The organism is Algibacter sp., assembly GCF_039977455.1.
In the GTDB taxonomy this organism is placed as follows: domain Bacteria; phylum Bacteroidota; class Bacteroidia; order Flavobacteriales; family Flavobacteriaceae; genus Algibacter_B.
The window spans coordinates 88,849-112,806 of record NZ_JBDWDG010000011.1 but is presented as its reverse complement, the minus strand read 5'-3'; the positions used below and the strand labels follow the sequence as shown (position 1 = coordinate 112,806).

General features: G+C 30.6%; 19 protein-coding genes. 14 read left to right on the top strand and 5 right to left on the bottom strand.

Annotation, left to right across the window (positions count from 1 at the left end; genetic code table 11):
* Positions 1 to 14: 14 nt before the first annotated feature.
* The gene (locus ABJM36_RS02980; RefSeq protein WP_348449020.1) at positions 15 to 1,151 is read left to right on the top strand and encodes a glycosyltransferase family 1 protein; all 1,137 of its coding nucleotides are present in this window, start codon (positions 15 to 17) and stop codon (positions 1,149 to 1,151) included.
* Entirely contained in the window at positions 1,151 to 2,548 is a 1,398-nt protein-coding gene (locus ABJM36_RS02975; RefSeq protein WP_348449018.1) for a phenylacetate--CoA ligase family protein, read from the top strand. Before ABJM36_RS02980 ends, ABJM36_RS02975 begins: the two co-directional genes overlap by 1 nt.
* A gap of 179 nt (positions 2,549 to 2,727) precedes the next feature.
* Here the strand turns inward: ABJM36_RS02975 and ABJM36_RS02970 are convergent, their stop codons facing one another.
* On the bottom strand, positions 2,728 to 4,707 hold the full coding sequence (locus ABJM36_RS02970) for a right-handed parallel beta-helix repeat-containing protein (protein WP_348449016.1): 1,980 nt from the start codon (positions 4,705 to 4,707) through the stop codon (positions 2,728 to 2,730).
* 513 nt (positions 4,708 to 5,220) lie between these two features.
* On the opposite strand from ABJM36_RS02970, the gene ABJM36_RS02965 reads away from it, so the two are divergent.
* The 11 genes from ABJM36_RS02965 (at position 5,221) to ABJM36_RS02915 (ending at position 18,201) form a co-directional block, all read left to right on the top strand.
* Positions 5,221 to 6,378: a glycosyltransferase family 4 protein gene (locus ABJM36_RS02965; RefSeq protein WP_348449014.1), complete on the top strand. Its 1,158-nt coding sequence runs from the start codon at positions 5,221 to 5,223 to the stop codon at positions 6,376 to 6,378.
* A gap of 75 nt (positions 6,379 to 6,453) precedes the next feature.
* A complete protein-coding gene (locus ABJM36_RS02960) occupies positions 6,454 to 7,788 on the top strand; it encodes an MBOAT family O-acyltransferase (protein ID WP_348449012.1) in 1,335 nt (444 codons plus the stop codon).
* A 5-nt stretch (positions 7,789 to 7,793) separates the two neighbouring features.
* A complete protein-coding gene (locus tag ABJM36_RS02955) occupies positions 7,794 to 8,732 on the top strand; it encodes a hypothetical protein (protein ID WP_348449010.1) in 939 nt (312 codons plus the stop codon).
* Between the two features lie 202 nt (positions 8,733 to 8,934).
* Positions 8,935 to 10,032, top strand: a complete 1,098-nt coding sequence (locus ABJM36_RS02950; protein ID WP_348449008.1) for a hypothetical protein — start codon at positions 8,935 to 8,937, stop codon at positions 10,030 to 10,032.
* 7 nt (positions 10,033 to 10,039) lie between these two features.
* A complete protein-coding gene (locus tag ABJM36_RS02945; protein ID WP_348449006.1) occupies positions 10,040 to 11,536 on the top strand; it encodes an AMP-binding protein in 1,497 nt (498 codons plus the stop codon).
* 12 nt (positions 11,537 to 11,548) lie between these two features.
* A complete protein-coding gene (locus tag ABJM36_RS02940; RefSeq protein ID WP_348449004.1) occupies positions 11,549 to 11,791 on the top strand; it encodes an acyl carrier protein in 243 nt (80 codons plus the stop codon).
* Positions 11,792 to 11,797: 6 nt separating this feature from the next.
* A complete protein-coding gene (locus tag ABJM36_RS02935) occupies positions 11,798 to 12,421 on the top strand; it encodes a sugar transferase (protein WP_348449002.1) in 624 nt (207 codons plus the stop codon).
* Between the two features lie 51 nt (positions 12,422 to 12,472).
* Complete coding sequence (locus ABJM36_RS02930) at positions 12,473 to 13,120, top strand: acetyltransferase (protein WP_348449000.1); 648 nt, start codon at positions 12,473 to 12,475, stop codon at positions 13,118 to 13,120.
* A 1-nt stretch (position 13,121) separates the two neighbouring features.
* Positions 13,122 to 15,785, top strand: coding sequence for a GNAT family N-acetyltransferase (locus tag ABJM36_RS02925; RefSeq protein ID WP_348448998.1), 2,664 nt, complete (start codon positions 13,122 to 13,124; stop codon positions 15,783 to 15,785).
* An 89-nt stretch (positions 15,786 to 15,874) separates the two neighbouring features.
* A complete protein-coding gene (locus ABJM36_RS02920; protein WP_348448996.1) occupies positions 15,875 to 16,936 on the top strand; it encodes a GNAT family N-acetyltransferase in 1,062 nt (353 codons plus the stop codon).
* Between the two features lie 23 nt (positions 16,937 to 16,959).
* Positions 16,960 to 18,201, top strand: coding sequence for a GNAT family N-acetyltransferase (locus tag ABJM36_RS02915; RefSeq protein ID WP_348448994.1), 1,242 nt, complete (start codon positions 16,960 to 16,962; stop codon positions 18,199 to 18,201).
* 48 nt (positions 18,202 to 18,249) lie between these two features.
* Here the strand turns inward: ABJM36_RS02915 and ABJM36_RS02910 are convergent, their stop codons facing one another.
* On the bottom strand, positions 18,250 to 19,446 hold the full coding sequence (locus tag ABJM36_RS02910) for a GNAT family N-acetyltransferase (RefSeq protein WP_348448992.1): 1,197 nt from the start codon (positions 19,444 to 19,446) through the stop codon (positions 18,250 to 18,252).
* A 238-nt stretch (positions 19,447 to 19,684) separates the two neighbouring features.
* Between ABJM36_RS02910 and ABJM36_RS02905 the strand changes: the two genes are divergently transcribed.
* A complete protein-coding gene (locus tag ABJM36_RS02905; protein ID WP_348448990.1) occupies positions 19,685 to 20,803 on the top strand; it encodes an ATP-grasp domain-containing protein in 1,119 nt (372 codons plus the stop codon).
* A gap of 6 nt (positions 20,804 to 20,809) precedes the next feature.
* Here ABJM36_RS02905 and ABJM36_RS02900 read toward each other — a convergent pair whose 3' ends face one another.
* The 3 genes from ABJM36_RS02900 to ABJM36_RS02890 all read right to left on the bottom strand — a co-directional run bounded on the left by ABJM36_RS02900 (position 20,810) and on the right by ABJM36_RS02890 (position 23,902).
* Positions 20,810 to 21,772, bottom strand: a complete 963-nt coding sequence (locus tag ABJM36_RS02900; protein ID WP_348448988.1) for a hypothetical protein — start codon at positions 21,770 to 21,772, stop codon at positions 20,810 to 20,812.
* Between the two features lie 19 nt (positions 21,773 to 21,791).
* The gene (locus tag ABJM36_RS02895; RefSeq protein WP_348448986.1) at positions 21,792 to 23,243 is read right to left on the bottom strand and encodes an MBOAT family O-acyltransferase; all 1,452 of its coding nucleotides are present in this window, start codon (positions 23,241 to 23,243) and stop codon (positions 21,792 to 21,794) included.
* A gap of 179 nt (positions 23,244 to 23,422) precedes the next feature.
* Positions 23,423 to 23,902, bottom strand: coding sequence for a winged helix-turn-helix transcriptional regulator (locus ABJM36_RS02890; RefSeq protein ID WP_144115933.1), 480 nt, complete (start codon positions 23,900 to 23,902; stop codon positions 23,423 to 23,425).
* Positions 23,903 to 23,958: the final 56 nt, after the last annotated feature.

Sequence of the window (23,958 nt, the reverse complement as noted above, 5' to 3'; positions counted from 1 at the left end):
AATACCCTATAGCTATGACCCCAATACGAGTTTTACAAGTATTTACCATAATGGATCGCGGAGGCGCAGAAACTATGATTATGAATTATTATAGAAAATTAGACACCACCAAGGTGCAATTTGATTTTTTAGTCCATAGACCTAATAAAGCTGCCTACGATGATGAAATTGAAGCTTTAGGAGGTCACATCTATAGACTACCTGCCATAAATCCATTTATGCCTCAAGCCTATTATGTGGCCTTACGTGATTTTTTTAAAACACATGATGACTACAAAATCATACACTCGCATTTAAATACTTTTAGCTATTTTCCTCATAAAATAGCTAAAGAATTCAATATCCCTTGTCGTATCGCTCATGCCCATATTGCTATAAATAAGGTGAGCATAAGCTCTTTAGTAACCGGTAAGGAAAGTTTAAAGGAAAGTTTAAAAAAAATAATAAAACTCCAACTAAAAAAGCGTGTAAAAAAACATGCTACCCATTATTTTTCATGTGGGGATAAAGCGGGCACCTGGTTGTTTGGTAACACAGCATTTCAAACCATGAATAATGCCATAGATACCGAAAAATTTAAATACAACCCCAGCGTATCCAAAGTTTACAAAAAAGAATTTGGAATTGAAAATGAGCTTGTGATTGGGCATATTGGCCGTTTTGTGAGTCAAAAAAATCATGCCTTTCTTATTAAAATATTTGCTGCCTTATTAAAAAAACAACCTCAAGCCACTTTAATATTAATTGGAGATGGACCTTTAAAATCGGGCCTACAAGCCGAAGCAAAGCACTTAAAAATAGATCATAAAATACAATTTTTGGGTGTTCGAACCGATATTCCGCAACTCTGCCAAATGATGGATATTTTTGTGTTTCCATCCTTTTATGAAGGGCTTCCCGTAACCTTAATAGAAGCCCAAGCCGCTAGTTTAAAAATTATAGCTTCCGATTCTATTACCGAAGAAGTGCGCTTAACCAATAACATACAGTTTGTTTCCATTGAGGAATCGGCAGAAATATGGGCTCAACATATTTTGGAATTAGATACTTCTGAAAAAATTGACCAGTCCAATTATATTATTAAGGGTAACTACGATATTATATCGAACACAAAACACATGCAACAGTTTTATTTAGAACAAAATAAATAATGGGACAATTACAAGATATACTATATAGCCACGCCCCTCATGGTATTCAAAACGCTTTAGTCAGTGTTTATAATTTAATCGCGTACAGAGGTCGAAATTCGGGTAAATATCATGAATTTTTAAAGCAGTATAAGGCCAATAAAAATTTGTCATTACAAGAGTTAAAAGACATTCAGTCAAAAAAATATACCGAATTTATTAGTTATGCCATAGCTAATTCAAAATACTATAAGCACGCTTTTTCAAAAATTGAATCACCAGAAACCCTTGAAAACATTCAATTGCTTCCTATTATTAACAAAGAAGTCTTAAGGCAAAACATACATGACGTTTATACCATTAAAAAAAGCGAAGGTAGCATTGCAAAAACAGGTGGTACAACAGGGAAATCGCTAGAAGTTCTTTATCTTTTGGAGGACTCTAGAGAGCGCCATGCTATTCTAGATTATTTTCGACACAATTTCGGTTACCGTTTAGGAAAAAAGACAGCTTGGTTTAGTGGTAAAAATTTATTAAACCAAAAGGATATTAATAAAAACAGGTTTTGGAAAACAGATTATGTTTATAAAGTACGCTACTACTCTACGTTTCATATACATTCAAAATATTTAAAGTATTATATTGAAAATTTAATACATTTTAAACCGGAGTATTTTGTTGGTTTCCCTTCTACCATGTATGAAATTGCAAAATATGGCATGCAACACAACATTGAATTTCCCGCACATGTTATTACAGCTATATTTCCTACTGCCGAAACCATTACCACAGAAATTAGAACCGTTTTAGAAGGCTATTTTAAAACAAAAGTGTACAACCAGTATGCGTCTTCTGAAGGGGCACCCTTTATAATAGAATGTAAAAAAGGCAATTTGCATCTTGAATTGCAGAGCGGTGTTTTTGAGGTCTTAGACGATAATAATAAGCCTACTACCAATGGTAGACTAGTAGTTACGCCCTTTAATACACGAGGAACACCATTAATTAGATATGATATTGGGGACCAAATAGAACTTGATGACCCCACTGCTGCCTGTACTTGTGGTAACAACAACCCTTTAGTAAAACGTATTTTAGGACGAATTTCAGATTATATTTATTCGGAGGAAAAAGGAAAAGTTAACTTAGGGAATATCTCGAATTGTTTAAAAGGTGTAACAGGTGTGGTTCGATTTCAAATACAGCAACACGTTTTAGACAAGCTTGTTGTACTTATAGAAAAAGATGATAAAACCTTTACAAAAAAGGATGAGCAAGTCTTTTTAAAAAATCTAAAAGATCGTGTTGGGGAGCAAATTACAATAACACTTAAGTTTACAGATAATATTCCTGTAGAAAAAAGTGGTAAATATCGCTTAATTAAAAATAGTATTAAGACTAAAATTGAGGTCACATAATTATATTATGAATATTTTTATTATTCCAAAATTCACCTATTGAAATTGTGAATAATATTCCTTAACGACTAAATGAAAATTCTAATTCGGTAAAACGAAATTTTAAAATTCAAGCATAAAAAAATCTCAGATTATAAAAACCTGAGATTTATTTAATCTTTAAAGAATATATAGTTTAGCTATTCAACACATGTTGTTTCACTAATATTTAAATCACTATTACCTTCACTATTATCACTAATACACTGAAAACGTGTGTTACTAGGTACTGAAATAGTATTGGAGTCTAGAGTAACCTCCTCATGATATTTACTTATCAATATACCACTACTATTTACAGTGTTTATAGTGTTATTTGTTATTGAAGAATTTGTTAATCCAATGAGTTGTACACCCGAATTACAATTATTCTTATCAAATAATAACCCATTTACACTTGAAAAGGTAAGTTTGTTATCGGATATTATCTCATTTTCACGCACTGCTATTTTATAAGCTTCAGCTTCATTATCCAAATTAACATGTACAAAATAAACCGGATCTGACTTTACATTAATTATATTTTTAAAAATGTCAACATTATTCGCCCAAGTGATATGGGTCATAATTCCTCGGCTAGACGATCTTGTACTAGTAAGCTTATTGTTATAAATATTTAAATCTAAAGCTTTCTTGATCTGTAACCCTGTATTAAAATCCTCAATAGTATTATCATGTATATCTATATCTTGATGATACGCGGAAATACCCAGATCGAACCCAGAAATCGTGTTACCGTATATTTCGTTATTAAATACTGTTTCACCAGAACCACCTGCACTTATAGCTGGTTTAATTTTAGTCAATTCGGATGCCTTAAAAGTATTATTTCTCACAATACTATTTGAAGCATAACTCCAACCTACTGCTCCTTCCAAATCATTGTTTTCTATAATGACATTATCACCGGTGTAGATATTAAATGCACCAACTCTACTACCCCATTCACTATTATTCCTAATGGTAATATCATAATTTTTTTCATAGTATATTAACTCATTAGTAACTGCATCTCGTTTTCTAACACCTTCAATATTAATAGCAAAACCTACAACGCCTCCATCAGACTTCTCTCTGTCTAAGGCTGTATTTATAAATTGGTTGTTTTCTATTACGATATCATAACCATCTGTTATAGCTATAGACATTCTTCTAATATCTTTGAAAATACAATTCTTTACCAAAATATTATATGATGGATCATAATTAGATTGAAAGGTGAAATTTAAAGCATTTATAAAAAGTCCGCCTTTTGATCCCATAGTCATAGTAACACCATCAATTACAATATCATTAGAGCCATGAACCTCAATTAAGTGATTTCCACCTTCCCCAGCGGAGTGCCCAGAATAGTCATGTTCATCTCTTTCACCATGAAGTCTACCGCCTTTAATAGACGAATTTGAAACTTCCCTAAAGGCAATTAACCTACCATCTTCCTTCCCATTAGGAAATGTACGTAAATTAGTATTATCTGTCATTTCTAAATTAAAATCAGATGGAATATTTATGGCTTCAACTGAAGGGTAAAAATTTACATTAGTCGTAGTGCTCGTAACCTTACTTATTTCAAAATAAGCATCTAATTCATCAATTTTCATAGTCGTAGCCCCATATTCTTTTACTTTAAACATGGTACCTTCAAGAATATTATTGTTTTCTTGAGCAATATCAGAAGTAGTTTGGCCTTCTACCAAATTCCAACGTTCTGGTAAAAAATTAAAAATAGGTTCGCTTAGTGTTGGTGTTTGCCCACCAATATTTAAGCTGTAGTTTAAAAGTTCACCATCAATTCTATTACTAGCACCAAAATTAATTGTACCATTTGTAATATCGCCGCCTTCATACTTTAAATACACATTATTGGGTAAGGTTACTGTTTGGCCTTCCAAATCTAGTATACAATTAATAATAACTGTAGCATTTGCTGTGGCACTACTTAAATCGAAATCACAGGGGTCATTAGGATCTATTGGGTTTTCAATTTCTTCTTTTACTTCATCTGTTACTACTAGTTCTTCCGAAACGGCATCATCTACAAATAACTCTTCATTGTTGCAAGATGTTAAAACGAACACCGTTGCTATTGCCAAAGCAATGTTTTTAATTGTAATCTTCATAATACTAAATAATTAAGGACATAAAATAAATTGGTCAATGATATAATTTTTTTTTGAAAAAATCGATAAACTGTCACATTAAATCGATAAATTTAATACTTATCCTACATTTTATTCGATGAAATGCAGTTTTTAACGATTAACGGCTTTTTCTTTTTCTATACCACTGATTAACTTACGCTTATACTTTTGATTTGGACTTCGGCTTGCAAAAATAATTTCAAATAATTAAAAAACAAGGTTTTGTTAACAAAAAACAACAACTTTAACTATTTGTTTTACATGTAGTTAACAGCCTACATATAAGCTTTCAAAGTATTAAAAAAAATGCCTTTTGAATTTTATAGCTTACCCCTTAAAATTGGCCTTTTTAAATACATTGTAGGCATTCCATTTAAAGGTTTTATACACTTTATTATTAACTTTTACCATTGAAATTATAAAACCATTTCCTTAAAAGAATAACTTTTATATATTTACCAACTCGTGGATTAAGCAGATATTAAAGCCTTTATGAAGAAAAAAATTATTAGAGTTACAACAGTTCCGGCATCACTTTCAAAGTTACTTTTTGGTCAACTTAAATTTATGTCTGCACATTACGATATTATTGGAGTATCATCAAATGATGAGTATAACTCACTTAAAAAAATAGCAATTCAAGAAGGCATACCGACTATTGGTATTGATATGACTCGGAAAATTACACCATTTAAAGACCTCGTTTCTGTTTATAAACTGTATAAGTTATTCAAAAAAGAGAAACCTTTTATAGTGCACTCCCACACACCAAAAGCAGGAACCCTATCTATGATTGCTGCAAAATTTGCTGGTGTACCCCATAGGTTACATACTATTGCAGGCTTACCACTACTAGTCGCAACAGGCAAAAAGAGATGGTTATTAAATACTGTAGAAAAAATCACTTATGCCTTTGCGTCTATGATTTACCCAAACTCACATGGATTATACGATATTATATTAGAAGAAAATTTTACCACTAAAAACAAATTGAAGGTTATTGCCCATGGTAGTTCCAATGGAATAGATGTGGATCATTTTAACTTAAGTCATTTTAGTAATCTAGACGAGAATAAAGCGTTAAAAAAACAGTTAAACATTGCTGACACCGATTTTGTATTTATTTATGTGGGACGATTAGTTGCCGATAAAGGCATAAAAGAACTTTTAGAAGCCTTTAACGCCATTTCTAAAACACATAAAGACACTAAACTTTTATTAGTAGGTGGATTTGAAACAGATCTAGATCCTTTAGATGAAAGCACTTTAGAAATTAAAGATACCAACCCACAAATTATATCTACAGGTTGGGCTACAGATGTTAGACCTTATTTTGCCATTGCCGATGTTTTAGCATTCCCGAGTTATCGCGAGGGGTTCCCTAATGTGGTAATGCAGGCTGGTGCCATGGAATTACCGGCTATTGTAACTAATATAAATGGTTGTAACGAAATTATTATTGAAGGTGAAAATGGTTGTATTATTCCTGTAAGAGATGCTGATGCCTTACGCGACGCCATGCTAAAGGTTTACAACAAAACCTATAATTATGATAAAGCCAAGTGTAGAGAACGTATTGTAACACGCTATAAAAGACAGGTGATTTGGGACGGTTTACTTAAAGAATATAAACACTTAGAAAACAAATAGATGTTATTTAATTCTGCCATATTTTTTGTATTTCTACCTGCTCTACTTCTATTATACTGGGTAGCTTATAAAAATTTGAAACTGCAAAATATTATTCTATTAGTTAGTAGTTATGTATTTTACGGATGGTGGGATTATCGTTTTTTAATATTAATTGCCGCCAGTACCATAGTAGATTATTTTGTTGGATTACAAATTTATAAGGCTGAAGAAAAAGCTAATAAGAAAAAATGGATGCTGGTTAGTATCATTTTTAACATTGGACTTTTAGGCTTTTTTAAATATTACAACTTCTTTATTGATTCTTGGGTAGAATCCTTAAACCTTTTAGGGTACACCGTCCAAAACAGTTGGGCTTTACATATTATTCTTCCTGTAGGGATTTCATTTTATACATTTCAAACCCTATCCTATTCTATTGATATTAATAGAGGCACACTTAAACCCACAACAAATTTTATAAGTTTTGCGGCTTTTGTTTCGTTTTTTCCTCAATTAGTTGCAGGCCCAATTGAAAGAGCTTCCAATTTATTACCACAAATATTAAACGCTAGAGTTTTTACAAAACGTAAAATAGCCTCGGGCGTTAAACTCATGATTTGGGGATTCTTTTTAAAGTTAGTGGTTGCCGACAGAGCTGCTATTTATGTAGATGCTGTATATAATAATGTAGAAAACCATAATGGTATTAGCTTTATGGTTGCCACCGTATTTTTTGCCTTTCAAATTTATGGCGATTTCGCAGGGTACTCCCTAATAGCTATTGGTGTTGCTAAATTATTTGGTTTGGAACTCATGGTCAATTTTAACCGTCCTTATTTTGCAGCATCGGTAGGCGAATTTTGGAAACGCTGGCATATAAGCCTTTCCACCTGGTTTAAAGATTATGTGTATATTCCCTTAGGCGGCAATAAATCTAAAAAAGGACGCTATCTATTTAATTTATTTATAACCTTTTTAATTAGTGGTTTATGGCATGGTGCGAATTGGACCTTTGTAATTTGGGGTGCTATAAACGGCCTATATTTAATTGCTGAAACGTTAATGTTTAAAAAGAAGCGGTCTGGACTTATTAATATAGCAATCACTTTTGTGCTTATCAATTTAACATGGGTATTTTTTAGAGCCAATTCCTTAAATGAAGCTGTACATATAATTAACGATATGTTTACTAATTTCGGGTTTCCCTATGTTGGAGGACGAGATGATATTACGGCTCCTATTTATACGCTATTGGCTATTTCTATACTCGTTTTAAGTGAATTTAAAAGGGAGTTTTTTAATAGCTATGTGTCTGCTCCCAAACGCATAAAACCAGTAGCTACGCTTTTTAGGTACAGTATCATCATCTTTATGATTTTTTACTTGGGTGTTTTTGGTAATAGTCAATTTATATATTTTCAATTCTAAGCATTATGACTACTGAAATTAAGCGTGTTGCCATTTTAACTATAAAATTTGCTATTATTGTTATACTTGTCGATTTTAGTTTTGGATTGGTTGCTAAAAAATTATTTCTAAGTCAAAAAACAGGGAAATATGCACGCTCATCCTACGTGGTAAATGACTCTAAAGACGATATTATAGTTTTTGGGAGCTCGCATGCCATTAGACACTATATACCCGAAATTATTCAAGCTAAAACGGGAAAAACCTGTTATAATGCTGGTGCCGAAGGTCAACAGCTTATTTACCACACCGCACTTCAAAAAATACTACTTAAAAGGCATCGGCCAGAATTAATTATTCTTAATATCGATGAGGAGTTTCTTTTTAAATCAGATAAAGCGTTTAACAGATTAAGTGATTTACATCCGTATTATGCAACGAATAAAAAGGAACTCAATCCATTTTTAAGGTTAAATTCAAATTATAATGATTACAAACTTTTATTTAAAGCCTTCCAATATAATTCGACTTTTGTTCGGGTTTTAAAATATAAAATGGCACCGCAATTGTCAGACAAAGGGTATCGCCCTTTACATGAGGTTATGACACCTGAACAACTAGCTGCATACACGCAACATCCGCCAAAAAAGATTTATACCGAAGAGCTAGAACCTATTTTTGTGCAGTTACTCAAGGATTTTATTAACGAGGCTAAAAAACATAAGGTGAAATTAATATTTGTAAGCTCTCCAAAATTTGATAATCAAGATTTAGCAAATAACCCCTCCTTCTCAACCATTAAAGCCATAGCAAAATCTGAAGGTGTACCGTTTTACAATTATTTAAACGCTACCAATTACCTTAATAAAATAGATTTATTTTACGACCCCTCTCATTTAAACCATAAAGGCGCTACCCTATTTAATAATGATTTAGTCGAAAATATTACATCGCATTTAGACTAATATCATGGCTTTGGCATTTTAGTTTTATTCTCTCACAAACTAAATACGCAATGTATTACTCCTTTCTATAAAATTTAATGACCTCTCATCGAAAAAAAAGTCATTAATAACGTAAATATATAAATGAAACCTAATTGCTAATCATATAATTATATATTTGAAAGAGATTGTCGCTTTTACTTAACACGAATACCAAAAATCAATGAGTGAAGATTTAGAAATTATTAACTTAACAAAAAGTAAGTTAAGAGAATATATTGAAAATAATACATTTTGGAAATCGGGATTAGCCCCTATGGCTAAGAGTAAAGCTATTTGGTTAGTGTCTAATAACAGGATTGAAGAAGAAGATAGTTGTGGCGTTTTAGCTTGGGAAAATGGTGAAATGGTTGCCTTTATTTATATGTTTCCCGATTTAATAAATACCAAAGATCAATCCACCAAAAAAGTGTATTGGATGATTGATTGGTGGGTAGTTAAGCGCTATAAGGACTCTATTTTAGGTACCTATCTTTATGACTACGCTGTAAAACTAGTACAAAACCAAGTGGTTATAAAAGGGTATACCGAGAATGTTCAGGAGTTTTATGACAAAAGACCGTTTACTGTTATCGCATCACGATTGAGGCATACTTTATTTTTTAGCTTAGACCGTTCTATGCTTTTAGGGCGTTTTCCATTTTTAAAACCTATAAAATTCCTAATGGATATTATAGATAGCATTACAGGAACCATAGTGCGCTTTGTAAACAGAAGTAAATTAGGGAAAAAGACAAGCCCTTTAACTTACGAGTTTATAACTGAATTGGATAATGCGACCTGGAATTTTATAAAACCTTTGTGTACAAACGATCTCATTTTAAAAACTAAAGCGTATGTAAACTGGCAACTTAGTAACACACAATACCTGCAAGTGCCCGTAAACCATAAAAGACCTTATACAAATTTACAGCCAGGGGTAAGTGATAATATTCATATTCATAATTTAAAAATTATGAAGGATGATGTCGTTATTGGGTTTTTATCATACATCATTAACTACAACGAATTTAATGTTAAATACTTTTTAGTAGAAGATCCTAATAACTATGATGTTTGTGTGGATGTTTTAATGGAGAACCTATTAAAATCGAAGCGAAATTTTATTTTTACCGATGATACTGAATTGTCTGATACTATAAACAAACGTTATTTTTCTGTTTTTACCCATAAAGTCATAAAAAAAGGCCTTGTTCATAATGATACCGTATTTGATTACGATAGCCTAACCATGTTTAATAGAGACGGTCATTTTTATTAAAAATACTATGAAATATTTAACTAATTTAAAAGAGTCTATAATAAAGCATTATAACAAGGATGCTTTTTATATTGATGATATCGCTTATACCTATAAGGATTTTGCTTTAGAAATTTCTAAAATTAGACAGCACATAGCAAAGCATGTAGATAGCTCGGAAAAGTTAATAGGATTAATTGCTAATGACGACATACAAACTTATGCGAGTATGATTGCCTTGTGGTTAGAAGGAAAAGCCTATGTACCAGTAAACCATTTTACCCCGATTGAAAGAAATATTCATGTTTTTAATTCTACCGAAACAAAAACGATTATCGATTCTTCTGAAAATTCAGTCTATACCGACTATAATGTTATTGCGTCGAAAACCTTAGAACATGCAGAAATTAATTTAGAGTTAAAACCAATACACCCCGATGATATCGCTTATATGATTTTTACTTCGGGAACAACAGGTCTACCAAAAGGCGTACCTATTACCTATACAAATTTAAATGGTATAGTAGATGCTATGGATGCCCAACCCGACTTTAATTTAATGTCTACCGATAAATGCTTGCAAATGTTCGAACTTACCTTCGATTTTTCAATTGCAACCACAGTATTTCCTTTAATAGCGGGTTCTTGCATATATACCATTCCTAAAAAAGCCATTAAATATTTTTATATTTATAAATTAATAAAAGAGCAAAACCTTACCGTTCTTGCCATGGTACCTTCTATTTTAAACTATTTGCGGCCTTATTTTTCTGAAATTAATTCGCCTCATGTACGCTACTGTTGTTTTGGCGGTGGTGCATTATATGAAAACATTACAAAGGAGTGGAGTAACTGCATACCAAACAGTACAATTTTTAATGGCTACGGACCAACCGAATTTACAGTATACAGTCATTATTACAAATACGATGAGCACACAAGTAATAAAACTTTAAATGGTATCATTTCCATTGGATCCGCTTTAAAAAATACAGGACATATCATTGTTGATAAAAACAATAAAGAAGTCCCATTAAATACAGAAGGCGAATTATATTTAGCTGGATTACAAATGACACCAGGGTATTGGAAAAACCCCGAGCGTAATGCTTTAAGTTTTATAAATATCGAAAAAAATGGCAAAACAGAACGGTATTATAAAACAGGAGATCTTTGTATAGAGGATGAAGATGGCGACTTTTTATACATAGGACGCGTCGATTTTCAAGTAAAAATACGAGGGTTTAGAGTGGAATTAGCAGAAATTGAGTTTCATGCTAAGGCTATTTCTAAAATGAAATCCAACATTGTTGCTATTGATATTCCTAACGATTTAGGTAACTCTGAGTTGGGATTAGCTTTTGAAGATGAGCCATTTAATACCGACTATATATTTGAATATATGAAAGCTAAAATGCCCGATTATATGATTCCGAGGCATATTTGTTTTATAAAAGAATTTCCACTTAGCATAAATGGTAAAATTGATAGACACACCTTAAGAACCCATTTTAAAAAAAACTAACACCATATAATTATGAAAGAAGAAGCTATTAAACAAAAAGTAAGAGCTGCTTTTGTTAAAGTACTTGAACACGAAAATTTCGTTTTAAATAACGATACAACTGCCAATGATGTAGAAGATTGGGGCTCTATAACCCACATGATGATTATTACTGAAATTGAGCAAGATTTTAATATTAAATTTAAGCTCATGGATTTAATGAATATGAATAATATTGGCGACCTGGTAACGGCCATCCAATCGAAACTGAATTAATTACACATGTATAAAAACGTAATAAAACCACTTTTAGATTACTTAATTGCATTTGTTGCTCTAGTTTTATTATCTCCAATAATACTTATTGCAACCATTTTATTATTTTTTGCAAATCAAGGCAAACCTTTCTTTTTTCAGGTAAGACCAGGAAAAAACGAAAAATTGTTTAAAATTGTAAAATTTAAAACCATGAACGACAAGAAAGATGCTGATGGTAACTTATTACCAGACACCTACCGCTTAACCACGATTGGTAAAATTATTAGAAAAACATCTATTGATGAATTGCCACAATTATTTAATATCATAAAAGGTGATATGTCTTTAATTGGACCTAGACCTTTATTGCCACAATACCTACCCTATTACACCAAAAACGAACAAAAAAGACATACGGTAAAACCAGGTATTACAGGGTACGCTCAAGTAAATGGTAGAAATAACTTAGATTGGGATAACAAGTTAAATTTTGATGCCGAATATGTAGATAACCTATCATTTAAATTGGATTTAAGTATTTTATTTAAAACCGTTTTTAAAGTTATTTCCTCTAAAGATGTCGCTGTTGATAATACAAATGTTGAAACCATGCTAAATATCATTAGAAAAGACAACAAGGTTAATTAGAAAATATTTAGCATAAAAATTCTATTTAAGAAATATAGTTATTTAAATATTATGAAAAAGACTCCTAATTATAAGAATCAAGTTAGAATATACGGCGCAGGAGGTCATTCGCATGTTATTAAGGAAGTTATGCGTATTAATGGCTATGAGATTTTAGATACTTTTGATGACAAACCAGAACAAGTTCATCATGCATCTAAAAATGTAGCTATTGGAGCAAGGGAGAATATATTAAATTTTCCTCATGAAGGCGCTCCCGTTATCATTGCCGTTGGAAAAAATTCAGAACGCGCTGAAATTTCAGAGTTTTTAAATTGCAATTACGAAAAGGCCATACACCAATCGGCTATAATTTCACCAACTTCTAAAATTGGTGAAGGAACAGTTGTTTTTGCTGGAGCTATAATACAACCAAACACCGAAATTGGACGACATGTTATAATTAACACGGGTGCTAGTGTTGACCATGATAATATAATTGGAGATTTTGCTCATATTTCACCAAAAGCTGCCCTTTGTGGACATGTTGAGGTTGGTGAAGGTTCCCATGTTGGAGTGGGCTGTGTGGTAATCCCAAAAGTAAAAATCGGTAAATGGTGCACTATTGGTGCGGGAACAATTGTATTAAAAGATGTGCCTGACTACGCTACTGTTGTAGGAAACCCAGGAAAAATTATTAAAATAAAAAATAAAGATTAAAGTGGACCATACTAAAGAAATCACAGACTTAACATTTATAGGATCGGGTATCTCAACATCGTTTAGCATCCTTAACTTCTTAAAACTCATTAATAGTGATGAAACTAATGGTAAAAAAATAACCATCACTATTATTGAGAAGTACCATGAATTTAATTTAGGTTTACCTTACGGTGAACGATCTGGATTTTCTACACTTTTAATAACATCGTTACGGAATTTTTTAATTGAGCCTGAACTGGGCTTATTCATTGCGTGGCTTAACAGCAATAAAAATTGGTTACTACAAGAACTTAAAAAAGAAGGCGGTACACTAACAGAAGCTTGGTTAAAGGACAATCGTGATGATATAAAAAACAACAGATGGGAAGATTTATTTATTCCTAGACGGTTTTTTGGTTGCTATATGGACCAATTAATTAAAGCAAAACTACAAAGTCTTAGAGATACTAATAAAATTGAGTTAACTAAAATTAACGCAAAAGCCATTGATGTTGAACGTATAGATGGTATTTACACTATAAAACTAGAAAATAAAGAAGACGTTAAATCTAAAAAAGTGGTGCTTTCTGTTGGCTCCTTACCTACAAATTACCTCTGGAAAAATAAAAGTGTCATTGAACAAGACAATCTCTTATTTTTAAACAACCCTTACTTACCAGAGCTAAAAGTTTCATTGCAAAAAATCAATTCTTTTATAAGCAAAAACACAGATAAAACATTACATGTTTTAATTGTTGGTGCTAACGCGAGTGCCTTAGAAGTTATTTATAAAATTAACGATTTTAAAGGACAAGAATATAAAAACACTAAGTTTACATTTCTTTCTACCCAAGGCAGAATACCAGATACAACGGTAGATGTTGAAAGACAAAAAACATTTAAACCTAAACATTTAGAAGCCTTAAAGCACTGTAACAAATTAACTGCCGCTACTATTGCCGAGGCTACTTATAAAGATTTAGACCTCGCCGATGAAATTAATTTAGGAGCAGCATCAACGGTAGAGATTATTTCAAAATCTTTTGGGGTATTACTTAACTGTTTAAATGAAAAAGAACTTGAAATTTTTGCTTGCGAATATGGAAATGCTATTGGAAAAAGGCAACGTTGTGCAGGACAACATTATACCAATGTTATTGAAAATCTAGAACGTGAAAATAGGTTTGAACATATTGCAGGACGATTTAGCAATTTAGTAAAAGATAACAATGGCGATTACCAGTTGTCTTATTTAGATACCAAAACCGGTAAACCATTAACGAGTGAAAATCCTTTCCATATCATTATTAATTGTGTGGGCAGTAAAAATTTAAAACATGATGATCTGCCATTACTTTATAAAAACTTATTACAAAAAAAATATTGCGTACCTAATCAATCAAATATAGGCTTTCACGTCAATAGCTCATTAGAATGCAGCAAAAACCTTCATATTATGGGGCCAATGCTAGCCGGAAATGTTATTGAAAATAAGGCGGTATGGCATGTAGAACACTGCGGTAGAATAATATGGCTATCTCAAGTGTTATCTAAAATACTTTATAACGATATCTTCCCCAAAGAAAACCTTAATAAACAATACGAATTTATAAGTAAAAAATTAAACAGTCCTGAAGATATTGAAAAATACAAAACCTTACTAAAAACAAATTGGAACAATAATGTTTATTATTCATACGACCATTTAAAGTATTTTGTAAATGAAACCGATACCTTAAAGTACTTCCAGTTTAAAATAAATGGCGAAGTAAAAATAATCATGCCCATAATACTAAGGAAAATAGATACAAATGACACCTTAGAAGCATGTTTTGATACAATTACACCCTATGGATATAATGGTCCATTATTTGATGATAAGCAAGTTAACTCTATCGATTTACAAGCCTTTTGGAAGGCCGTAGATAGCTGGTATGACAAAAGAAATGTTATTTCAGAATTTATTCGTTTTAGCTTAAATAGAAATTACATTAGTTATTCTGGCATACTTATCTCTACGCTTTTAAACGTTAAGGGTACCTTAGAAAAAACTTTTGAACTTCAATGGGAAAAATTCCTTCCAAAGGTTAGAAATAATTATCGTAAAGCTGAATCATTCAACCTAACGTTTAAAATGCTTCAAGAGGATGAAATAACACAAGAAGAAATAATCACGTTTTATAAAATCTATACAGACACTATGAAACGAAATAATGCAAAAGAAATTTATTTCTTTTCATTACAATATTTCTCAGATTTAGTTTCAAATCATCGATCTGAAATGCTTATCGCCTATTCCTATTTTAATGACTTACCTATTTCAGCAGAATTAATAATTAAAAATAACGACACTTTATTTGCGTTTTTAGGCGGTACAGATGCCAACTACTTTAGCCATCGCCCAAACGATTTTTTACGTGTTGAAATCATTAAATGGGCTATTGAAAATCAATTAAAATATTATGTTTTAGGTGGAGGTTTAAGCGATGGAGATGGTTTATATAAAAGTAAAAAAGCATTTTTCCCTAAAGATGATGACATCGTATTCTATACCGGTAGGAAAATAAATAATTATCAAGTTTACGAAACCTTATGCAAAAGCCAACATGAAGATTATAATAATGCACATAAAGATGAAGTTAAAAAATACTTCTTTCCGTTTTATCGATTTATGAATAGATAAGCTTTAATGCGTTCTTGAACCTAAACTATTTAATAAAACTAAATACTATAAATAGTTCATTTATAAACTGAACTATTTTTAATCAATAAATGAAAAACACAGAAGATAATATAAAAGTAACCTTAATAAAAGAAAAGCAGCTTTGGCAACAAACTTTGTCGCAAATGGCAGGCTATGACTTTTACCAAACCTTTGATTATCACGAATTATCCAAATTAAATGATGAATCTTCGGTATTAATAAAATACCAAGAAGGCGATACTATTATTTGTTTACCATTAATTATTAGACCTATTAAAGGCACTCCTTTTTTTGATGCCACTTCTGTTTATGGATATGCTGGTCCATTAAAAAACACCATTGATACGGATTTTGACAATATCCAATTTAAAAAACATTTAAATGCATTTTTAATAAAGGAAAATATTATCTCTGTTTTTAGCAGACTACATCCGTTTATTGAAAACCAAGATAATATTCTTGAAAATATTGGCACTATTAAAGCACTTGGTAAAGTTGTATATCTAGATTTAAAGGACACTTTTGAAACACAAGAATTGGCTTTTTCTAATACTACAAAAAGATATTTAAGAAAAGCGCAAAAAACGCTTGATATTAAAAAAAGCAGTAGTGTAAAATCATTAGAAGCGTTTATTGATTTGTATTACGAAAATATGGATCGGGTAAACGCCCATAAAAATTACTATTTTAGTAAGGACTATTTTTTGAGTTTTTTACATAGCGATGAATTTGAAACAGATGTTGTTTATGCCGTTGATAAAGAAACTAATAAAACAATTTCTGCAGCTCTAATAATTAAAACAAATAAAATTATTCAATACCATTTATCTGGCACAAATAAGGATTACTTAGGCCTCTCCCCACTTAGAGCATTACTAAACAAAGTTCGATTAGATTATTCTGGGGCTAATTATAGCTATTTTAATTTAGGAGGTGGTTTAAAAAACAAACAAGACAGTTTATTTCACTTTAAATCTTCCTTATCCAAACATTATAAACCTTTTAAAATTTGGACTTATATTGTTAACGAAGAGGTTTATAATACCTTAGTTTTAAATAAAAACTTCTCGAAAGATGCTATTTCAGATTTTTTTCCTTTGTACAGATGGGAAGAAAAAAGCGATACTTAATTTAGGGGTTAAATAAATACAAAATGAATAAAGCCTTATCGTCTTCTGCATTATTTAAGGACAAATGGAAGTCTCACTTTGCCAAGGAAACCCCGTTATATCACTTTAATTTTATAGATGGTGTCAACTTTCTAAAAGGCAAGTTCTTTCCTGTTTTTAGTAGTATTGGAGGTAGCTTATTAATGAATACCAATAGTTATGATTTAAAAAAAACAAGGGATACTAATTTTAAAAACAAACTCCTAGTTATTTATAATATCCCCAATTATGAAAATAATATAGGTAGAGATACACCTTCAGGTACCAAATTAAAAATTAAACGTATTCCAGAATATGAAGCCTATATGGCCGATTTTTCGGAGTATGAAACACTCAACGAGTATTTTAGCAAACAGGTTGGTAGAAAAAAAATTGGTAACATTAAAAGGAGAAAAAAGAAATTAGAAAAGTGTTTTAATATATCTTATCAATTATTTTACAAAACAGCAATACCTAAAGACGAGTATGCTAATTTAATGAGCGCTTTTAAAGCTTTATTAATTGAAAAATTTAAATCAAGAAAAGAATTTTACTCCGTAACTGATAGTTATTTCTGGGATTTTTACACCGATACCATTCATCCTATGATTGCAAATGGAGAAGCCTCGCTTTATGTCGTTTATAATGACAAAAAACCAATCTCATTTTATTTGTGTTATCACTTTAATTCGCTTACCGTTGGTGTAATTCCTGTGTTTGACCTTAATTATTATAAATTCGGCTTAGGTTCTATAACCATAATGGATTTATTTGAAGCACTTGCTACTAAAGGGTATAATAAATTCGATTTTTATAAAGGTGAATACGGTTATAAAAAAGATTGGTGTAATAAAATCTATAATTACGAATATCATTTAATTTACGAAAAGTCTATTATATCAAGCGGGTTATCAGCCTTAGTGGCTGCTAAATTTAAACTTAAGCAATACTTAAGGCAAAAAGGAGTCAATGATTTTTATTATAAAGCCATCTTTAAACTAAAAAACAGAAAAGCACCAGAACAAAAATATTATCAAACAACACCTGTTCTAGATACTGAAATTGCTAATATGAGTCTGAAACCCTTTTCGCTATCAGAATCCACCAATTCGGAACTTAAAAAGGAAGTTTATAATTTTTTATATGCTAATAATGCACATATTGATGCCATTGAACTCTTTCAACTTGAAAATGATAGGTATGTAATAAAAAATAGTGCCGACAATCAGTATGTAAAACTTTCCTGATTTATAATGTTATCTAAAAAATTTGGAGCTTTTTAATAATTAAAACACCTAGGCCAATTCTAGTATAAAATATTTATTAGTTTTCGTGTTTTTTGCCACATATGTATTGTTATCTATTTTAAAACACGCCATATCTTCTGTTTTAGACGCTTGACTATATTGTAAATCAAATATAGGTTTTCTTAAAAAAGCAAACTCATCACCTTTTATATCCACAGGAACCAGATTTTTATAGTTAGATTCCATGAAATTATCTAGCGCCTTAAAGCAAGCTTCTTTAGGTTGTTCAACATCTGCATTAGAAGTATTATTACTTTTTCCTTTCAATTTAGATCTTAAACTCACTAAAGCCTTAAATTTATCTTTATTTAGAATAGCATAAGTAATAGCTTGATTTTTTTTAGTGACTACAAAAGCCTTCAAATACTTAGTTATAGATTTTTTATACACCACATAACTATCATATTCAAAAACAGTATTGCACCACATTCGCTTATAAGGATAATCGCCGTAGCGCATATTAAAAAAATTAAAACAGTTATCGAAGCACCATTCTAATTTTTTTAATACTATAATATTACCAAGTCCAAACTTAGCATAATCAATTTCATAAGAACTAATAGCACTTTCAAAAACATTATCAAACAGAAAATTAATACTTATTGAAATCGGGGTATTATCATTATAAATTACAAATAAACAAGCCTTATTACTTCTAATCAACGCTGCGGTTTCCTCTTTATAAAAATCCCAAGTTTTTAAACTACTATGGGTATCACCTCTTTGGTTAAATCGTTTTTTAATCATGGCATTAAAGGCATCCATTAAAGCATCACACTCATCGTTTTTTATTTCCCCATAAAATGTTTTATACTCTATATTAAAACAAGTTTCTAAGCGCCTTAATCGACTAAGAACAACTTTTTTCTTCTTTTTCCCTAACTGAGTCGACATGTAATCGTCCAACGATTTACTCGTCCTTAAATCGCACATAAAACCTTTAAAATAGGTGTATTTAAAAGAAGATAATTGCCCTTTAGAAGCATTAAATTTTAATTTAAAAAAAGGTGGAACAAATTCAATTAAATACACAGCATTTAAATTTGTGTTATCTAAATTTTGATTCGGGTTCTCAAAACTCTCATTTTTATTTTCGTTATAAATTTCACCAATAAGAGGGTTAAAATCACCATTCTCGAAAAATTTTTGTGTAAAATTATGATTAACTGTTTGTAACAAACCCATTTTTACCTGTAGTTTAAAGTGTCTTTTGATTGATTTCTTATAATCAAATGTCCAATAAAAGATTAATAATTACAAAATTATTCTTTTAAGAGTAAGTTTTGTCTTATTATTTACACATAGTATGAAATTTATATATATATTTCAATTCGAAAGTATACTCATTCCAAATTATTTTTAAATATTTGAATAATTAATATGCCCCAAGCAAATTAAAACTTAATTAAAGAACTACTTATTTATGCCCAGCAATACTATATCTCTTCTGATACCCGATGGAGAAGCTCCAGTTTTAATGATTGTTTTAAACTGCCTTTCGGAAATTAAAGGGATAAAAATTCATGTTATGTCTGATGATGCAGACATCCCTATGAAGCACTCAAAAAAAGTATTTAAGTTTTATTATCGGCCAAAAACAGAATCTGCTTCCGACTATATTAATAACATTAATGCCATTACTGAAAATCACGACATTGATTTAATTATGCCCATTTTTGAGGATAGCATTCGGCTTATTACTAAATATAAAGATTTAATAACGGTACCAAATAAATTAGCGCTACTCCCGTCTCACAGCAATTTTGAAAAAGCAATCCATAAAGGCACATTAATTAATTATTTAAAAACATTAGGCTTGCCTTATCCTAAAAGTCAGGTATTCACACAAGGAACAACACCCGATTTAAGCAAGGTAAATTATCCCGTACTTATTAAACCTATTGAAAGCCCTGGAGGCGGTGTAGGTATTAAAGTTTTTAAGGACGCACCTGAATTTTTGGAGTTTCTAAAATCTAACGATTCTAAAGGCGATTACCTTGTACAGGATTATATTGAAGGATATGATATTGATTGTAGTGTATTATGCAAAAATGGAGAGGTTTTAGCCTATACCATACAAAAACCAAATATGTTTGGAGGTAATAAATTTGCACCTCAAATATCGTTTAAATTTGTAAAGCAAGACGACATAATAAATCAAGTAAAAACCTTAATGAAATCTTTAGATTGGTCTGGAGTGGCACATCTAGACATGAGGTTTGATAAAAACGCTAAAAATTTTAAGGTTGTAGAAATAAATCCAAGATTTTGGGGATCTGTAGAAGCTTCTTTATTTGCTGGGGTAAATTTCCCTCATTTATATTGCTTAGCGAGCTTAAATAAAACATTTGAAACCCCAAACTATAAATTAATAGATTTTATGCTTTTAAAAGGCTTGGTTAAAAGCATTAAAAAAGATAAAACCCAGTTATTAAAATTAAATTTTATTTTTAACAACACCCCTATTAAGTACATATTAAAGGACTTAAAGCCCACCATATACAGAACAAGTCTTTTTATATTAAGAAAACTAAAATTATAATTTACCCTAATTCTCTAATTCCAAATGCTTCGTATAATTTACAATTGCACTAGCTACCAATGCCCTGCCATTATCATTCCAATGCCTATCGTATACTAGTGTCGTAGGCGCTTTAGATTGTTCTAAAACCTCTGTTAAATCAATATATTTAAAATTATTTGCTTTCAAGTAATTTTTAAAAGCATTAGGTGTATTTCTTTTTTCCAATAAGAGCACGAAACGTGATTTATCGAAATTATAAGTTTCTATCAACTGATTAAAATTTGCTAAATATTTAGGGTTAATTTTATCGTTATCCTCCGGTTTACTTTTATTTGAAACTATTCTATCCGGCTTAATTTTTAAAGCTATTAGCTCTCTAAAACGAGTTTTTAAATCTCCTGTTATCCCAATACTATTCAAATAAACCAATAATTTAAATTTACGTATATTTCTGTAAAATGGCGTTTCTAGATTCATTCTATCGGGAATTACGGCGTATTCTCCCCTTTTTAAATCTGTATTAAATTTAAGATCGATAAAAACATAATCAATTAGGTTAAAGTCCTTTTTATATTGATGGATTAAATTTAACTCATCGGCAAAATCATAACCTGCATAAGCATATTCATAAACTTCAAAATCCGTTAACTCATTTTCTATCTTTTTTCCTATAGAATATTGATAATCTTGATGAAAACCTTCTATATAAGAATCTCCAACCAAGGCTATTTCTTTTTTCTCTTTTGAAGGTGTAAACTCGCGATGAGAATTAAATCCTAAATTATTAATCCGAAATTCCGAAAAGTTTTGTCGTCTATTTCCGGTAACCGAAAACCCATTTTGATTAGGTTGCCACTTCTCTACCTTATTCTCATCAATAATTCTAACAGGATAATCTTTAGTTAAATGAAAACCTCTAATAACCAACTCTAAAACTATTACAATCAACAAACTATAAAAAGCACCTTTAAAAAATATTTTTTTCATCTCTCAGTTCCTTTAATAATTAAAATTGAAAATAAATAAAAGATCGATCTATGCTACTATCATAAAATAACAACAGACATAAAACAACAATGGCATACGCAACGAATCGAACATATTTAGATTTAAAATTAAACGGTGCGCGTTCGTCGCGTCTTATTAAATATTCATAAACAACAAAAAGAGCTATTAGAATATAATAATCAATCATCCTGAATCCTTTTGGATGTATATAGGAATGAAACGTAAATTCTGTAAAAACCCTAAAAATATAACTAAAAGCATCCGCAATAGTAGCCGACCTAAAAAACACCCAAGAAAAGGTAACAATACTAAAAACCATAACCATTCGAAGCACCTCGTTTATTGACGGTAATATTGTGTTCTCTCCTATTATAGAATTTTTATATTTTGAATTTTTACCCAACAAAAAAATAGGCACAAATGCAATGGCATGGAAAGCACCCCAAAACAAATAGGTCCAATTTGCACCATGCCATAAACCACTAATTAAAAATACAATGGCGATATTTCTAATTGAAATCAACTTTGTTTCACGCGATCCACCTAATGGAATATAAACATAATAACGAAACCAATCGGACAAAGAGGTATGCCAACGTACCCAAAACTCTGCAATATTCCTTGAAAAATAAGGGAATTTAAAATTAGATTTTAACTCAATTCCAAAAAGCTTAGCGGTACCAATAGCTATATCAGAATACCCGCTAAAATCCCCATAGATTTGAAAACTAAAAAATATAGCTCCTAATATTAACGTTGATGCCGAATAACTAGCATAATTCGTAAAAATATCATCAACAATTGGCCCCAAAGAATCCGCTATAACCATTTTTTTAAATAGTCCCCATAAAATAAGTTTTAAGCCACCTACACATTGGTTATAACTAAATGTTCTTTTACCTATAATTTGATGTAACAAGTTTGAAGCTCTCTCAATAGGCCCAGCAACTAATTGCGGAAAGAAACTTACAAACGCTGCAAAGGCTAAAAAGTTATTGGTTGGTTTTAATTTTTTATAGTAGATATCAAACGAATACGACATGGTTTGAAACGTATAAAATGAAATCCCTACCGGCAAAATAATATTTAATGTCCAAGTGCTTTTTATGTTATACCCTAGCAGTGAAAACATATCGATCCACGAATCCACAAAAAAATTATAATACTTAAAAAAACCTAGTAAGCCTAAATTAAACAAAACACTAACCCACAGCCAGGATTTGCGTACCTTTTGTTTTTCATTCTTATAAATAGTAATACCTATATAATAATCTACAATAGTACTTAATAGTATTAAAAAAAGAAACCTCCAATCCCACCAACCGTAAAATATATAACTTGAAATAAGAAGTAAAATATTTTGACCTTTAATACTTTTTTTTAATGTTAACCAATAAAGCATAAAAACCACAAAAAGAAACAAAAAAAACTCTAAAGAATTGAATATCATATTTTTTTAAATATTACTCAAATATGAAGGAAGTCGGCTATAATTCCAAATACTTTCTTTAAAATGCATAAATATTACTTCAATGTCGAAATAAAGCCTTAATCAATGATTTTGGCTTCATTATAAAAATAAAAAGCCCTGTTTTCACAGAGCTTTAAAAAAATATTTTTTTTATAAATCTACATATCATTAAAAATAGAATGCATCAAACGTTTTTTATCGTTTATACTTTCTTCTAACGAAATCATGGTTTCTGTTCTGTAAACACCTTCTATATCATCTAATAAAAAGATAACCTCTTTTGCATGCTCTGTACTTCTTGCTCTAATTTTACAGAAAATATTAAATTTACCTGTTGTTATATGCGCTACAGTAACAAAAGGAATCTCATTAATACGCTCTAAAACAAATTTAGTTTGCGATGTGTTATTTAAATAAACACCTACGTAAGCAATAAATGAATAGCCTAATTTTTTATAATCTAACATTAATGAAGAACCTTTAATAATTCCAGCTTCTTCCATTTTTTTTACACGAACATGAACTGTACCTGCAGAAATTAATAATTTTTTAGCGATATCAGTAAAAGGAATTCTTGTGTTATCTATTAACATGTCAAGAATTTGATGATCTATTTCGTCTAATTTAATTTTTCCCATAATTAACTATTCTTATATATGGGGCAAAATTAATACATTTTTATTAAAAATACAGA

Coding starts and splice junctions, on each gene's coding strand:
- ABJM36_RS02965 (WP_348449014.1), top strand. CDS start 5,221: ATGAAGAAAAAAATTATTAGAGTTACAACAGTTCCGGCATCACTTTCA.
- ABJM36_RS02955 (WP_348449010.1), top strand. CDS start 7,794: ATGACTACTGAAATTAAGCGTGTTGCCATTTTAACTATAAAATTTGCT.
- ABJM36_RS02920 (WP_348448996.1), top strand. CDS start 15,875: ATGAAAAACACAGAAGATAATATAAAAGTAACCTTAATAAAAGAAAAG.
- ABJM36_RS02910 (WP_348448992.1), bottom strand. CDS start 19,446: ATGGGTTTGTTACAAACAGTTAATCATAATTTTACACAAAAATTTTTC.
- ABJM36_RS02905 (WP_348448990.1), top strand. CDS start 19,685: ATGCCCAGCAATACTATATCTCTTCTGATACCCGATGGAGAAGCTCCA.
- ABJM36_RS02945 (WP_348449006.1), top strand. CDS start 10,040: ATGAAATATTTAACTAATTTAAAAGAGTCTATAATAAAGCATTATAAC.
- ABJM36_RS02895 (WP_348448986.1), bottom strand. CDS start 23,243: ATGATATTCAATTCTTTAGAGTTTTTTTTGTTTCTTTTTGTGGTTTTT.
- ABJM36_RS02890 (WP_144115933.1), bottom strand. CDS start 23,902: ATGGGAAAAATTAAATTAGACGAAATAGATCATCAAATTCTTGACATG.
- ABJM36_RS02970 (WP_348449016.1), bottom strand. CDS start 4,707: ATGAAGATTACAATTAAAAACATTGCTTTGGCAATAGCAACGGTGTTC.
- ABJM36_RS02950 (WP_348449008.1), top strand. CDS start 8,935: ATGAGTGAAGATTTAGAAATTATTAACTTAACAAAAAGTAAGTTAAGA.
- ABJM36_RS02935 (WP_348449002.1), top strand. CDS start 11,798: ATGTATAAAAACGTAATAAAACCACTTTTAGATTACTTAATTGCATTT.
- ABJM36_RS02900 (WP_348448988.1), bottom strand. CDS start 21,772: ATGAAAAAAATATTTTTTAAAGGTGCTTTTTATAGTTTGTTGATTGTA.
- ABJM36_RS02975 (WP_348449018.1), top strand. CDS start 1,151: ATGGGACAATTACAAGATATACTATATAGCCACGCCCCTCATGGTATT.
- ABJM36_RS02930 (WP_348449000.1), top strand. CDS start 12,473: ATGAAAAAGACTCCTAATTATAAGAATCAAGTTAGAATATACGGCGCA.
- ABJM36_RS02915 (WP_348448994.1), top strand. CDS start 16,960: ATGAATAAAGCCTTATCGTCTTCTGCATTATTTAAGGACAAATGGAAG.
- ABJM36_RS02980 (WP_348449020.1), top strand. CDS start 15: ATGACCCCAATACGAGTTTTACAAGTATTTACCATAATGGATCGCGGA.
- ABJM36_RS02940 (WP_348449004.1), top strand. CDS start 11,549: ATGAAAGAAGAAGCTATTAAACAAAAAGTAAGAGCTGCTTTTGTTAAA.